General features: G+C 64.4%; 12 protein-coding genes and 1 pseudogene. 4 read left to right on the top strand and 9 right to left on the bottom strand.

Annotation, left to right across the window (positions count from 1 at the left end; translation table 11 throughout):
• The first annotated feature begins 9 nt into the window (after positions 1 to 9).
• The 3 genes from N5K27_RS25755 (at position 10) to N5K27_RS25745 (ending at position 7,187) form a co-directional block, all read left to right on the top strand.
• Positions 10 to 1,710: a site-specific DNA-methyltransferase gene (locus N5K27_RS25755; protein WP_279820221.1), complete on the top strand. Its 1,701-nt coding sequence runs from the start codon at positions 10 to 12 to the stop codon at positions 1,708 to 1,710.
• Positions 1,710 to 4,445, top strand: a complete 2,736-nt coding sequence (locus N5K27_RS25750; protein ID WP_053461233.1) for a DEAD/DEAH box helicase family protein — start codon at positions 1,710 to 1,712, stop codon at positions 4,443 to 4,445. The genes N5K27_RS25755 and N5K27_RS25750 overlap by 1 nt, the downstream gene beginning before the upstream one ends.
• A 114-nt stretch (positions 4,446 to 4,559) precedes the next feature.
• Complete coding sequence (locus N5K27_RS25745) at positions 4,560 to 7,187, top strand: AAA family ATPase (RefSeq protein WP_279820219.1); 2,628 nt, start codon at positions 4,560 to 4,562, stop codon at positions 7,185 to 7,187.
• 45 nt (positions 7,188 to 7,232) lie between these two features.
• On the opposite strand, the gene N5K27_RS25740 is transcribed toward N5K27_RS25745, so the two are convergent.
• The 7 genes from N5K27_RS25740 to N5K27_RS25710 form a co-directional block, all read right to left on the bottom strand.
• Positions 7,233 to 7,982 carry a TIGR03747 family integrating conjugative element membrane protein gene (locus tag N5K27_RS25740; protein ID WP_003141008.1) on the bottom strand — a complete coding sequence of 250 codons (750 nt, stop codon included), beginning with the start codon at positions 7,980 to 7,982 and terminating at the stop codon, positions 7,233 to 7,235.
• A complete protein-coding gene (traD, locus tag N5K27_RS25735) occupies positions 7,979 to 10,135 on the bottom strand; it encodes a type IV conjugative transfer system coupling protein TraD (RefSeq protein WP_279820216.1) in 2,157 nt (718 codons plus the stop codon). The genes N5K27_RS25740 and traD overlap by 4 nt, the downstream gene beginning before the upstream one ends.
• Before the next feature lie 8 nt (positions 10,136 to 10,143).
• Positions 10,144 to 10,677, bottom strand: a complete 534-nt coding sequence (locus tag N5K27_RS25730; protein ID WP_279820185.1) for an integrating conjugative element protein — start codon at positions 10,675 to 10,677, stop codon at positions 10,144 to 10,146.
• Complete coding sequence (locus N5K27_RS25725) at positions 10,674 to 11,294, bottom strand: lytic transglycosylase (protein WP_011805428.1); 621 nt, start codon at positions 11,292 to 11,294, stop codon at positions 10,674 to 10,676. The genes N5K27_RS25730 and N5K27_RS25725 overlap by 4 nt, the downstream gene beginning before the upstream one ends.
• Complete coding sequence (locus tag N5K27_RS25720) at positions 11,279 to 11,998, bottom strand: TIGR03759 family integrating conjugative element protein (RefSeq protein ID WP_014819590.1); 720 nt, start codon at positions 11,996 to 11,998, stop codon at positions 11,279 to 11,281. The genes N5K27_RS25725 and N5K27_RS25720 overlap by 16 nt, the downstream gene beginning before the upstream one ends.
• An 86-nt stretch (positions 11,999 to 12,084) precedes the next feature.
• Positions 12,085 to 12,732, bottom strand: coding sequence for a hypothetical protein (locus N5K27_RS25715; RefSeq protein ID WP_279820182.1), 648 nt, complete (start codon positions 12,730 to 12,732; stop codon positions 12,085 to 12,087).
• Positions 12,729 to 13,283 carry a PilL N-terminal domain-containing protein gene (locus N5K27_RS25710; protein ID WP_279820179.1) on the bottom strand — a complete coding sequence of 185 codons (555 nt, stop codon included), beginning with the start codon at positions 13,281 to 13,283 and terminating at the stop codon, positions 12,729 to 12,731. The genes N5K27_RS25715 and N5K27_RS25710 overlap by 4 nt, the downstream gene beginning before the upstream one ends.
• A 111-nt stretch (positions 13,284 to 13,394) precedes the next feature.
• On the opposite strand from N5K27_RS25710, the pseudogene N5K27_RS25705 reads away from it, so the two are divergent.
• Positions 13,395 to 13,577, top strand: a pseudogene (locus N5K27_RS25705) (hypothetical protein); the annotation flags it as partial.
• Here the strand turns inward: N5K27_RS25705 and N5K27_RS25700 are convergent.
• Both N5K27_RS25700 and N5K27_RS25695 read right to left on the bottom strand, forming a co-directional pair.
• Positions 13,531 to 13,809 (bottom strand): hypothetical protein, encoded by a 279-nt coding sequence (locus tag N5K27_RS25700; protein ID WP_033980423.1) that lies wholly within the window; start codon positions 13,807 to 13,809, stop codon positions 13,531 to 13,533. The pseudogene N5K27_RS25705 and the gene N5K27_RS25700 sit on opposite strands and share 47 nt — an antisense overlap.
• 21 nt (positions 13,810 to 13,830) lie before the next feature.
• Entirely contained in the window at positions 13,831 to 14,457 is a 627-nt protein-coding gene (locus N5K27_RS25695) for an RDD family protein (protein ID WP_279820174.1), read from the bottom strand.
• Positions 14,458 to 14,467: the final 10 nt, after the last annotated feature.

Raw genomic sequence — 14,467 nt, 5'->3', positions numbered from 1 at the left:
ATCATTGAAATGAGCAAGCAAAAACTTGAACTGACTTGGATCGGCAAGGAGAAGCGGCCCAAGCTGGAGCCGCGCATCCTGCTGGAAGATCCGGAAAAGTCATATCACGCGAAGCATCGCGTGACGGACAACGACATCTTTGACAACCGGCTGATCTTCGGTGACAACCTGCTTGCGCTGAAAGCATTGGAGCAAGAGTTCTCCGGCAAGGTGAAGTGCGTGTTCATCGACCCACCATATAACACCGGCAGCGCCTTCACGCACTACGATGACGGGCTAGAGCACTCGATCTGGCTTGGCTTGATGCGCGACCGACTGGAGCTTATTAAGCGGTTGCTGGCGGAAGATGGGTCGCTGTGGATAACCATCGATGACAACGAGGCACACTATTTGAAGGTGCTGTGCGATGAGGTGTTTGGGCGGGCGAATTTTGTTGCGAACATTGTTTGGCAGTCGAAGGATACGCCAGGCAACAACGCATCCACGATTGCGCAGACACACAACATGCTTCTGGTGTTCAAGAAGTCGGACTTGTGGAAGCCAAACCTAGTCCCTCGAAGTGAAAAGCAGATAGCAAATTACAAAAATCCTGATAACGATCCGCGCGGCCCTTGGCTCGGCACTCCGCTGACGCGTGCAGAGTTCCGTGAGCGCGACTACTACGCACTCACCAACGATGCCGGACGACAAGTATTACCTCCAAAAGGCAGTTCTTGGCGGCGTCCTCCGGACGAAATCAAGAAGCTCCAAAAGGAGAAGCGCATCTATTGGGGAAAAGATGGCAACGCCGAATTCCCTGTCGAGAAGAAGTTTCTGTCGGAAGTGAAAGGCGGCGTGGTGCCTCAAACTTGGTGGCCATACGACTTTGCAGGCAGCACTCGAAATGCCAGTGCAGAGATGAAGGGCATATTTGCTGGTGAAAAGGCTTTTGATACGCCCAAGCCCGAGAAAATCATCCAACGTGTGCTTGAGATTGCGACGATTGAAAGTGATCTGGTACTCGATTCCTTCGCCGGATCCGGCACTACCGGTGCGGTTGCGCACAAAATGGGTCGCCGCTGGATCATGGTGGAGCTGGGCGATCACTGCCACACCCACATCATTCCGCGCATTAAGAAGGTAATTGATGGCGAGGACCAGGGCGGTATCAGCAAAGCGGTGAACTGGAAAGGTGGCGGTGGCTTCCGCTATTACCGTCTTGCCCCCAGCCTGATCGTCAATGACCGCTGGGGCAATCCGGTCATCAATCCAGAATACAACGCTGCGCAGCTGGCCGAGGCGCTGGCCAAGCTGGAAGGCTTTGCCTACGCTCCGTCGGAAACGCACTGGTGGCAGCACGGCCATTCCAGCGAGCGCGATTTCATCTATGTCACCACGCAGAACCTTTCCGCAGAGCAACTGCAAGCCCTGTCCGGTGAAGTCGGCCCTGAGCGGAGCCTGCTGGTGTGCTGCGCCGCTTTCCACGGAGTCACGGCGGCCAAAGCGGCGGAGCGCTGGCCGAACCTGACGTTGAAGAAGATTCCGAAGATGGTGCTGGCCCGCTGCCATTGGGGCCGTGACGACTACAGCCTGAATGTGACCAACCTGCCGATGGCGGAGATTGAGAAGGCTGAGCCTGCGGCCACGTTCGATAACAGCAAGAAGATCAAGAACAAGAACGCGGCCCTCGCCAACGCGGGACAGGGCGGCCTGTTTGGGGAGAACGAATAATGAACGCCCGCGTCCTGCACGCCGTCACCGGCCGTCTGTCTCTTCGTCCGCCCCAGGCGGAATCGCTCATCAAGCTGGTTCGCGCGCTCGATGCCGCGCCCGAACTCTTGGGCCACGAGCGCGATGTCTCGGCGATTCTTTCCACGCTGAAGGCTGAGTTCAGCACGCTGGAGGACTTCGAGCGCGAGTTTCCGTCACTGTGCTTTGCGCTGGCAACAGGCGTGGGCAAGACGCGCCTGATGGGCGCGTTCATTGCCTACCTGCATCTGGCGCACGGCATCAACAACTTCTTTGTGCTGGCGCCCAACCTGACGATCTACAACAAGCTGATCACGGATTTCACGCGCAATACGCCTAAGTACGTGTTCAAGGGGATCGCCGAATTCGCGCAGCAACCGCCGCTGATCATCACGGGCGACAACTACGACCAGACCGGCGCGGCAGTGGACGATCAGTCCATGGGCTTTGCCCACGACGTGCGCATCAACATCTTCAATATCTCCAAGATCAACTCCGAGGTGCGCGGCGGCAAGGAGCCTCGCATCAAGCGAATGCGCGAGGTGCTGGGCGACAGCTACTTCAACCACCTGGCGAACCTGCCCGATCTTGTGCTGCTGATGGACGAATCGCACCGCTACCGCGCCAGCGCGGGCGTGCGCGCCATCAATGACCTGAAACCGCTGTTCGGACTGGAAGTGACGGCGACGCCCTTCGTGGAGTCGAGCCGAGGGCCGGTGCCGTTCAAAAACGTGGTGATGGACTACCCGCTGGCGCGGGCGATGGAGGACGGCTTCGTCAAAGAGCCTGCCGTGGTCACCCAGCGCAACTTCGATGCCAAGGCGCATACGCCCGAGGAGATCGAGAAGACAAAGCTGGAAGACGGTGTGCGCCTGCACGAGACGACCAAAGTCGAGTTGCTCACCTATGCCCGCGAGAACGGCGTCAAGCCGGTCAAGCCCTTCATGCTCGTCATCGCTCGCGATACCACGCACGCGGGGCAACTCTTGGCGCTTCTGGAGTCGGAAGCCTTCTATGAGGGCCGCTACCATGGCAAGGTGATTCAGGTCGATTCCAGCCGTACCGGCGCGGAAGAAGAAGAGATGATCACCCGCCTGTTGGCCGTGGAGAGCGTGGACGAGCCGACCGAGATCGTGATTCACGTCAACATGCTCAAAGAAGGTTGGGACGTGACCAACCTCTACACCATCGTGCCGCTGCGCGCCGCCAATGCCCGCACGCTGATCGAACAGTCCATCGGGCGTGGCCTGAGATTGCCCTACGGCAAGCGCACGGGCGTCGCGGCGGTGGATCGCTTGAACATCGTCGCGCACGACAAGTTCCAGGAGATCATCGACGAGGCCAACCGCGGCGACTCGCCGATTCGCCTGAAGCAGGTCATCCTCGATGCGCCGAGCGCCGACGACAAGAAGGTCAGCGTGCAGGTCGAGTCCGGGGCGGCGGCGCGTCTCGGTTTGACGGACGCACCGGTCGTGATCACAGGGGCTTCAGCCACTGAAAGTGGAGCGGAAGTCCCCGCGCCCAAGCCGGTGTTCACCACGGAGGCGGAGAAGCAGGCCGCGCGTGTGGTCATGGACGTCATCGGCAAGTACGAGGTCAAGCGCGATCTAGTGCCCACCAGCAGCGCGCTGCTGAGACCCGAAGTGCAGAAGGAAATCCTCGCGGAGGTGGCGGAGCGGTTGAAGCCGCTGCAAGGCGAATTGCTCGCGGGCGTGGATGAATCAGTCCCTGCACTTGACTTGTCCGCCGTGGTGGCGAAGACCACCGAAATCGTGGTGCAGCAGACCATCGACATCCCGCGCATCGCAGTGGTGCCGACTGGCGAGGTCACGACCGGCTTCCACGCCTTCAAGCTGGATGTGAGCCAGCTCCATCTCCAGCCGGGTGAGCGCGAGATCGTCATCCATAACCTGCGCACCAACGAGCAGGATACCCTGGCCGCCGAAGTTGGGCTCAAGGAGCTGCGCCCGGAGGACTACATCGTCCACGCGCTGGTGGACTTCGACGACATCGACTACTTCACCCACGCCGATCTGCTCTACGACCTCGCGGGCCAGATGGTGCAACACCTGCGCGGCTACCTGTCCGAGGACGAAGCCATCAGCGTCCTCGATCGTGACCGCCGCCTGATCGCGCGCGAAATCCACGCGCAGATGATGGCCCACTTCTGGGAAGAGGCGACCGAGTACGAGGTGCAGGTCAGTCGCGGCTTCACCGAACTCAAGCCTTGCAACTACACCGCCACGGCAGGCCAGACGGCCCACCACTTCCGGGAGACCGTGACCGAGACGAGCCGCATCAAGCAGATGCTGTTCGGCGGATTCGCGCGCTGCTTGTATCCGCTGCAGAAGTTCGACTCGGATACCGAGCGGCGCTTCGCCATCATTCTGGAGCGCGATGCCCTGAAGTGGTTCAAGCCTGCGAAGGGGCAGTTTCAGATCTACTACAAGCTCGGCACCGAGCAGCCGGAATACATCCCCGACTTCGTGGCCGAGACGGACGCGACCATCTTCATGGTGGAGACCAAGGCACGCGCCGACATCAACACGCAGGAGGTGCAGGCCAAGGCCGCAGCCGCCATGCGCTGGTGCAAGCACGCTTCCGATCATGCGGCGAGCGTAGGCACCAAGCCCTGGAAGTACCTGCTGGTGCCCCATGACGAAGTCAGCGAGTCGAAACGGCTCGCGGATTACCTGCGCTTTGAGGTCAAGGCGTAATTGAGTTGCCCTCGATCAAGTTCGGTAAGCAAAAGCGATTCCGGCGCGGCACCCAGGAGGCGGAGATTCGCCGCTTCGCGGGCATGATGAACCGGCAGGGAAGAGGAACAAGAAATGCAGAAACCCGCCGCACAGCAGAAGACCGTCCTGGAGACGATTCTGGACTGGTCAAAGGATCGTCCACTCTGGCAGCGTGACGCCCTGCGCCGCATCATCGCAAACGGCCGTCTGACGGACGCCGATATCGGCGAACTCGTGGACCTTTGCAAACAGGGCAAAGGTGCACCCGTAGGCGCGCTGAAAGCGGTACCGCTGGAGAAGGCCCACCTCCCGGCCAACCCCGGTCAGACCGCTGCGGTATCGCTTCTGTCGATCGCCGACGTGACCGGCGTGAACAACCTTGCCGCCGGTCAGACCCTCGGCTTGGAGCCGAATGGAATCACGATCATCTACGGCGACAACGGTGCGGGCAAGTCCGGCTACGCACGCATCCTGAAGCGCGCATGTCGTGCAAGGCATGCCGGAAAGATCGAACCCAATGTGTATGCCGATCAGCCCCCGAAGCGCGTCGGCGCGAACATCGAGTACGGGGTCGGCGGTGTGCCGCAGCCGGTCGAACAGTGGCAGAACGGCGCAAATCCGCATGCAACGCTGTCTGCAGTGAGCGTGTTCGATAGCGACTGCGCCTCAGTGCATATCCGCGAGAAGAACGAGGTTGCATTCCGGCCCTTCGGTCTGGACGTACCGGATGAGCTTGCTGCAGCCTGTCAGGCGGTGAAGGATGCCCTCGCAGCTGAGCAGAAGCAGCTTGAGAAGGCCCGCAATCCGATCTTTGCGGCGCCGACCTGGAAGGCCACCACGGCCGTGGGGAAGGCGCTTGCCGCGCTGAATGCCAACACAGACGCAAAGAAGATCGAAGCGCTGGCGGCGCTTTCGGCAGACGAAAGCGCCCGTCTTGAGCGTCTGCGGGAAGACCTGTCGAAGAATCCGGCCAAGGCAGCGGCGGAACAGACCGTCAAAGCCGACAACGTCATGCGGCTGATTACCGCGGTAAACAGCGTTGCAGCCAGAACCACCGATGAGGAACTGCTGGCGGCCGCTGCCCTCGCCAGGGACGCACGGTCGAAACGGGACGCTGCACGTCTTGCCGCAGAGAAGGCCTTCACGGGCGAACCCCTTGCCGGCGTCGGCGGCGAGACGTGGCGGGCACTTTGGGATTCCGCCCGACGCTACTCGACGGAGATCGCATACCCTGGACAGCCGTTTCCGCCGTCGGCAGAAGACGCGCATTGCATGCTTTGCCAGCAGCCATTGGAAGCTGAGGCACGTGCACGGATGGCACGCTTCGAGGATTTCATCCAGAAGGACACGGAACAGCTGGCACGCGAGGCAGAGAAGGCAGCTCAGGCCGCACGTCAGACCATAGCTGGCGGGGCAATCGGCACGCGGGCGGTGAAGGCCAGTCTTGACGAGCTGGGCCTCCAGAATGAAGTGCTGCAGCAGCAGACGCGCCGCTTCATCGCCGCAGCCCGGCTGCGGCGCCACGTGCTGCTCAAAGCCCTGGGCGGAAACGGCGAGGTACAGCTTCCGTCCGTTCCACCGTCGCCGCTGCCTGATCTCAGCCTGCTTCAGACCACGATCCGCAACTACGCCGCCGAGCTGCGCAAGTCCGCTGACGCGGATGAACGTAAGAAGCTCGAAGCCGATTTCGCCGAGCTGAGCGACCGGGCGCTGCTCGCCGGCATGCTGCCGGTCGTCACTGACGAAATCCAGCGGCTGAAGACCATCCGGTTTCTGACCGAGTGTGCGGGCGACACAGCGACGAACACCATCACCAAGATGGGCAATGACATTGCCGACACCGTGATTACGCCTCGGCTGCGCGACAGATTTCAGGAAGAGATTGTCCGGCTTGCGGCGTCGAAGGTTCGCGTCGAAATCGTGCGCTCCGGCGGCAAGTACGGCTCCCCGCAGTATCAGGTGCGCCTCTTCGCCAAGCCGGATGCCAAGGTCCACGAAATACTGAGCGAAGGGGAAAAGACCTGCGTGGCGCTAGCCGCCTTCATGACCGAGCTTGCCACCGCGATGCACCGCTCTGCTCTGGTCTTCGATGACCCGGTGTCCTCGTTGGACCATCGCTGGCGTGGGCAGGTGGCCAAGCGTCTCGTGGAAGAAGCGGAGAACCGTCAGGTCATTGTCTTCACGCATGATCTGGTGTTCGTGAACGATCTGAATGACCACGCGATGAAGACCGGGCGGGCAGTGCGACTCACGACGCTCAGTCGTGGCGCCGCGGGAGCCGGTATGGTGGCCGACGGCCTACCCTGGAAGGCCCAGAGCGTCGAAGATCGCATCGACAAGCTGGAGAAGGCGGCACGTGCGGCAAAGCTGCTGCATGACAACAACCAGGAAGACGAGTACGCCGTTGAGGTGGCAAAGCTCTACAACGCGCTGCGCGCCACATGGGAGCGCGGCCTGGAGGACATCGCTTTCGTCCGCGTTATTCAACGCCACAGGGACTACATCAACGCCAAGGACCTGAAGAAGGTCAGTGCGCTCACCGAGGCTGACTGCGATGCTTTCGCCGCCGGATTCAAGAAGTGCTGCGACATTGTTGACGCACACGATCCATCCAGCGGTAGGAATGCCGCGCCGCCACCACCTACTGATCTCTTTCAGGACATTCAGGCTTTGAAGGACTGGGCCGCGTCTCTGCGAGACAGGCAAAAGAAGATTGCTTGAAACGTATTTGCTATGGCTTCGTTCACCTGACCTGGCGCAGGGCAGCTACAGATACTTCTTGAACGTCGCCGCCGCAATGCACACCGCCACGCCGAGCAATGCGGCACTGGGCAGCAGGATCAGCAGCGGGTTCACGCTGACCGGCAGTGCCAGGTAAGTCACCCACGGCAGCACGGCCAGCGGGATCAGGCTGGCCCTGGCGCGGTGATAGATGAACCCCGACTCGCGTCCCGCGCCGAAGCGGCGGATGTCCCGGCGCACCAGGCCGTCGACCAGCCCGACGAAGGCGGCCATCAGGAACAGCGGCAGGGTCAGGCACAGCACCAGCAGCCGCACGAGGAAGACCAGCGTCGTATAGGCCGCCGCGATCAGGTAGCTCTCCACGTTCACATAGACCAAGCCGATGTAGTAGCGGAAATCCTTGGTCGGACGATGGCTGCCGGCGCTGGCCTGCGCCGAGGCGTCGCGTATCCAGTCCAGCAGACCGCTTTTCACGAACAGCCAGTCGTAGCCCTGCTCGACCAGCCGGTGCGCGGTGCGCCCCGGCTCCTGCACCAGCGCGCTGCGGGTGAAATGCGTGGAAAGCTGATCCAGCTCGTAGTGCAGCATGCCCTGCGCGTGGCGCCAGCCCTGCTCGGGCCAGAAGAAGTGCATGCCGACGCATTCGATCAGGATGCACAGCAGCAGCGCGCCGCACAGCACGCCGAAGAAGCGGAACGGCAGCGTGACCAGGCCGGCGATCAGCCCCTGCTGTCGTTGCTGCTGGCGCTGGGCAGCGACGGCCGGATCGCTCATGCTTCGGCCTCTTCAGCGGCGGCCATCCGCTTGAAGTCGTCCAGCAGGTCGTCGGGCAGCGCCTTGTCCTGCAGGCCGGGGATGCCTTGGTTCTCCCACCAGTCTCCTGCCTCGACATAGTGCTGCCGCATGTAGCCGGCCAGCTCCTGCAGATCCTTCGGCATGGCTTCGTCGGGGTCGGGCGCAGGCAGCGGCATGCGGACTTTCCAGAGGTTGCCGCCCTCGGTCAGCGCGAAGCACTGCCCCTTGGGCAGCGCCACCACATGCGCCGGCTCGATCAACGGCACGCTGTTGCTGCTGATGCGGTCCTGGGTGTTGGACGTGAACGCGGTATTGCCGTGCGGATCGGAGCTGTCGGTGGCGCCGCTCATCAGCGCCGTGGCGTACACCTCGACCTGGGGCAGTTGTCGCGTCAGCAGCTCGGCAGTGGCGGTCTCGCGCACGCGCAGCATGAACAGGTTGTTGAAGTTGCCGACCACCTGGCCGGCCTTGGCACGGTTGCCGATGCGCGCCTCGATGTCGCTCAAGGTCTGCGTGTAGGCCGTCACCTGCACGCCGGCACCGCCGCCCTTGTTGACCATCGGAATGAACTCGTCGCCCATGAGTTCATTGAATTCGTCGGCGTGGACGTTGATCGGAATCTTGACGCCCGCCGCTGCGCCGGGTAGCCCGTCGTCGATGCCGAACTTGTAGATGTGGCCGGCGACCGAGACCAGATCGCTGAACATCGAGTTGCCCACCGCCGCCGCGACTTCGGCGTCGGACAGCGCATCCAACCCCACGTAGACCACCGCGCGTTTGCGGATGACCTGCATCCAGTCGAAGATCGGCCGCGGGTCGGACAGGTCGGAATAGTTCGGTGCGAGCAGTTGCGCGATCTTGCCGGTGGTGAGCTTCTCCAGCAGCGGCAGCAGCGAAGCGACGATCTTGTCGAAGTACGTCCGGTCGTAGCGCACGGCGCTGCGCAGGCCGTCGAGCACCGGGTCATAGATGCGCACTTGGGACAGGTACTGTTCGAGGGCCACCACGCGCTTCTCGCGCCCGATCATGTTGCGCGGGATGTTCTTGTCGTTCAGCTTGGCTTCGAGCTGGACGATGACCTCCCAGGCCTTCGGCTCGTTCTTGGCGAAGTAGTGCTGGGCGTACTCGATGAACAGCGCGTCGATGTTGATGACGTGGCGCTGGATCAGCAGGTAGTCCGGCCGCTGCCCCAGCTCGACCAGGGCGCGCGCGATGATGTTGACGAAGCGCCAGGCGAATTCGCGGAACGCGGCGCTGTTGCCTTCGCCGGAGAGCTGCCCGGCGATCCGCGTGGCCACCTCGGAGATCCGCCCGAACCGGCCCACCGCGTTGTAGCGCGCCGAGATGTCCGGCCAGCCCAGATGGAAGACGTAGAACTCGCCTTCGCGCCCGGCGCGCTTGGCCTCGACGTACATGCGCTTCAACAGGTCCGCATCGCCCTTGGGGTCGAAGACGATCACCACCTCGTGCTCGCCGCGGACCTTGCGGCGGATGTCCTGGGTGATGAACAGCTCGGCCAGCCGCGTCTTGCCCACGCGCGTGGTGCCCAGCACCAGGGTGTGGCCGACGCGCTCGCCCAGCGGCAGGGTGACGTCGACCTCGTGCGGCTCGATGCCATGCAGGCGTGGCAGTCCGCCGACCGGCGGCAGTGGTCGCGCCGGGTTGAGCGGGCTGTCCCAGGCCAACGCGCGCGCCAGCGTCGAGACGGGAAACGGCGCGAACTCAAGCCGCTCCTCCAGCCGCCGGGCGGCCCGGTAGATCGCCGTCGGCTCGACGTAGCGGCGGAACTCCGGCCGGTAGGTCTGCATCAGCCGGTGCGTGTGCCGCTGCTCCCAGCGAAAGCCTCGGCCGACGAACAGCCTAAGCTGACTCACCGGCACGTCGCGGCTGGTCATCACGTAGCGCGGCAGGCGGCGGATGTGGCGGCGATAGCTCAGGATGGCCCAGGCATCGCGCAGACGAATCGCGCCGAAGGTCAGGAAAGCCAGCGCCGCGCCCAGGCCGAACAGCGGGTTCAGCGCGAGCGACCACGGTGCCACCAGGCACAGAATCGCGGCGCCGGTGCAAACCGCCACGGTATAAAGCTCCACCGCTGGCCGCAGCAGCACCTCGACCGCATGCGGTTGGGCCATTTGCGCACCTACTGCTCGACGCCGGTGGACGTGATGAGCACCGGGTAGTGGCGCAAGCCCAGGCGCTGGGCCAGGTCGTCGCCGGAGACCGGCGAGAGAGTCAGGCCGGGCGCCAGGCGGCGCAGCTCTGCGAGTGCCGCCGCCGACTCCACGTTGACCACCAGGCCCACGGCCTGCAGCTCTCGCAGCGCCGCCTGCCGCTGCCGCAGCCAGGCGCGCGAACGCTCGTCGTCGCCGATCAGGAACAGCGCCGTCAGGCCCGGCGCCCGGATGACGCGGCGCTGCACCTCGCCCGGCGACAGCTGCGTCGAGCGCACCGGCAGCATGGCGGCTTCGGCATCGGCCGCGTTGCCCACGTGAGGGGCTGGCATCGGGGCCGGCGGCGTGGCCTGGTCCGGCTGAGGATTCAGCGACTGGTAGTACGGCAGCGCGGAGTCGCCGCCGCAGTCTTCGACGACGATCAGCGGCCCGGAGACGGTCTGGGCGAAGATGGTGGTCGTGGGCAGCAGCCCGATGGTGGCGATGAGGACGATGTGGTTCATGGCGTGGTGGCCTGGAGGGTTGGAACGGGAACGTCGGGGTCGAGCACGCGGGTCAGGTGCCGATGCACACTGCGCCGGTAGCGCGCCGCGGGTGCCCCGCCGGCGGGCCGGTGGTAGCGGCCGATGGCAAGCAGCCAGTCCTCGCCCGGCGTGTGCTGTTCGCGCAGGATTTCCGCAGCGATGGCGAGGTTGCGGTACGGGTCCAGCAGCTCGCAGGGCTGCGTGTAGCGATGCGCGTGGTAGCCGAGATTGACCTGGCCGAGGCCGGCGTCGATGCGATTGGCCGGCGTGTGAGCGAGGGCACGGTGCAGCCCCGCGCAGGCCTCGGCGCGGGTGGCATAGCGCTGTGGCGAACCGGCGACGTTGAGCGTCCACGGCCAGGGGATCAGGCGCCCGCGCAGCATGGCGCCGCTCTCCTGCAAGGCCACCGCGTACAGCACCGCCGCCGGCACGTCTGCACGGTGCGCCGCCAGTTGATAGGCCGGCGGCGGCACTTCCCGCGCCAGGGCGGCCAATGCCCAGCCGCCGGTGGTGAGCAGCAGCATGGCGCTGGCGCAGCGGATGGCGATGCGGGACGGCCGACGCTCCCGGCCCGGAGCACCTATTGCCGCTGCCATTGGCCGTTCACCTCGCGCACCACGGCTGGCAGCTCGCCGGGCAGGCCCAGCGACAGCCAGCGCCCGGCATCGTGGTTGAGCGTGATGGTGCGGGCGCGCACCCTGGCCGGATCGATGCCCGCCTGGGTGGCCCACTGCCGGATGCGCGCGTCGTCCTGACGGCTGCCGACCATGTAGAGGTCGAAGGCCGTGCCAGCCGCCTGCAACTGCTGCACGCGCTGCGCGCACGGTGCGCAGTCGGCCTTGACGAAGACGGCCAGGCGCCCGGAGCCGGTGTTGCCGGCACCCTGCGCCTTGGCGCCGGGCAGGCTCACGCGCGGCTGGCCGGGAAACAGGCGCTGCCACGCCGCGTCGTAGGCCCGCTGGTAGGCCAGCGTCTTGCCGACGCGCCGAGCCTCGGCCTGCACCTGCAACTCCGCGTAGCGCCTGCGCTCCTCCTCGCTGCGGGCCTCGATGCCCAGCGCCGTGAGCGGATCGAGCTGGGGCGAATAGACCCCGAGCGGCCCCTGCATCAGTTGCCGGTAACGTGCCCACTCCTCGGAGCGAAGCCCCCACTCCCGCGCCTGTCTCTCGTCGAGCGCGGCATCGGCGCCCGGCTGCACCTGGGCGGGCACCATGCGCGAGTTCGTCACCGGGGCCGGCTGGGCGGATGCGCCGAAGGCGGCGAACAGGACGACGGCAGCGAGCAACGACCGCAGGATCATGGTCAGCCTCCGCCGAGCCGCCTCAAGGAGGCTGAAGCCCCCTCGGGGGGCAGCGAACGAAGTGAGCGTGGGGGTCATGACACCTCCTACGGCACCGCGATGCGCTGCGTCTGGCCGTTCACCTGGAACACGCCCGCCTGCGCCTCGATGGACTGCAGTTGCCAGCCGCCCTCGGCATCGCCCTCACGCAGCAGCCGGGCGCCCGCGAGCGAGGCCGCGGCGGTGGAGGTGATCGACAGAAAGCGCTCGCCTCCCCGCAGCTCCACGCCGAGCACCCGGAACGGCGGCTCCGGCACCTTGGGCTTCGTCGCAACCGGAGCGCGCGGGCGAGCGGCGGACGCCACCTGCCGGGCCTTCTCCAGGCGGGTCTCGATTCCGCTCACGCGCGCCTGCAGCGTCTGCAGGACGACGGCCAAGGCCCTCGTCTCGTCGGCCTCTTCGAGGCGCGTCATCCGCTCGTCCAGCGCCTGCCGCGCGGTGGCGAATTCGGCCTGGCTGATCGGCGCCGGCCGGCGCTTGTCCGCATCGGCCTGTTGTTCGAGATCGGCCACGCGCAGGACCAGCGCATTGACCTGCGCATCCTGTGCGCTGCTCTGGGTCTGTTCGGCGAGCCGCGACAAGCCGACGCTGTTGATGAGTGCCACGGCACTGATGAGCAGCAGCCAGAAGGCCGCGGAGATCTTGAGCCAGCGCGTGCGGGAATCGCGCTCGGATGACGCTTGGGGAAAGGTCATGGCTGCAGCTCCTCGGGCCGGTCGGCGTCCGGCACGGGCGTGGCGGTGTCGGGCGGGTTGGCGGAAAGGAAGGCGGGAGCACCGCGCCGGCTGAAGCAGACCTGGCGAGTCAAGTCATCGACCGACAGCTCCCAGGCGGGGCCGGCAAGGGTCAGCAAGGCATCGCGCAGCATCAGCGGACCCTGGCGCAGGTGTGCGGCAGGCAGCGGCAGCGCGTAAAGCGTGGCGGCCTCGGCCGCATCGCAGAGCCGGTAGCCCGAGCGCAGGAGCACATGGCGCATGGCGTCGCCCACGCTGGCATCGAGCATGGGCGGAATCGAGACCTCCACCGCCTGCTGCAAGAGATCACGCTGCGCGGGCTCCGGCACCAGCTCGACCAGGGTGTAGCGGCCGTAGCGGGCCACCGGAACCAGCCCCTGGTCCACCACCGAAGCTATCTCGTCGGGTGGCGCTTCTAACTGATCAGGGGTGGCCGGTGTCGTCGTGCAACCGGGCAGTAGGCCGCTGAGCACGGCGAAGATGCAGAGGAAACGAGGCAGAGACGGCAGCATGTGGCACCCCACGGTGACGGGATGCCTTCACCTTTGCAGAAACGTGCTGCGCGGGATGCCGAAAATCCGAAACGCGCGGCGCCCCATTTCCCAAGGGAGGGGCACATATCAATCAGCCAGCGTGACTGGCTCGCTGCTGGGCAGGAACTGCGACGATGGATCTATAGAGGCTGGAAAGTGCTGCCGGGGCTGGCAGCTCGGTGGGAGGCAGGGCAACGCTCTTTCTCACATAGACGGAAGACAGGGGTCATCGAATCATCGCCAGGAGGCCAATGGCGACAACGACGCCAATGACACCTGAAACAGCGACAGCTCCCCATGTTCCCAGCTTCGGCTTGAGCCAGTAGTAGCAGCCAAAGGTGACCAGTCCACCGACGAGACCGAACAGCTTGACGATGATCACCGCCACGATGGACGGCCACAGCCAGTCCCACGAGCCGGACTTCTTTTCAGGTGCAGCGACTGGTGTCGTTGCGGGTGCGGGCGTCTGCGGCTGCGACGGCGCGTTCGGGTCTTCGTAAGCCATGGGTTCCTCCCCTGTTGGTTATCACTTTCCTGCCGCGTTCAATGCGCTGATCAGGATCAGCACGGCGAAGACGGCGGCGGTACACACAAGCGCGCGAAACACTCCCCACTTTTTATGGAGCACCACTGCGTTGGCGGATGTATCCCACAGGGTCGTGCCGGTCTTCGTGAGCCGCCGATACGCAAACAGTTGCGTGAACAATGCGACGAACGGAATGCCCAGACCGACACCCTGAATAAAGACAAGAAATGAGCGGTTCAGCGCCTCTGAAAAGGTCAGCAGATCGCCGCCAGGATGTGCGACCCGGATGCCGAACAGCCACTTTGCAGGAGTCGTCCCGAACAAAGAGAGAAGCAAGGCCTCGGCGGGTAGCCAGATCAGATACAACACGACACTGGCGATGATTGGATTTTCAATTGCCCTGGCGAAGCCCGCCGCCTGCTCTGGCATCGTCGCGCTGAAAGCAAATATCAAGAGAAGGAACAGCACGAATCCCGCTGTGCAGATGTCAACCGTGCGCGCAAACAACCGCCTCCACGGGTGATGCTGCCCTCCAAGAAAGGTCTTGCTTTGATCGACGGGCGAATTTGAGCTTTTGGCGTAGTCGCCGGAGGTTGGCGACGGCGCGTTGGGATCTACGTAGGCCATTGGCTGTTCC

It is taken from the genome of Pigmentiphaga sp. GD03639 (assembly GCF_029845405.1).
Taxonomy (GTDB): domain Bacteria; phylum Pseudomonadota; class Gammaproteobacteria; order Burkholderiales; family Burkholderiaceae_B; genus Pigmentiphaga; species Pigmentiphaga daeguensis.
The sequence above is the reverse complement of the archived record's forward strand: the minus strand, read 5'-3'. Positions and strand labels throughout refer to the sequence as shown.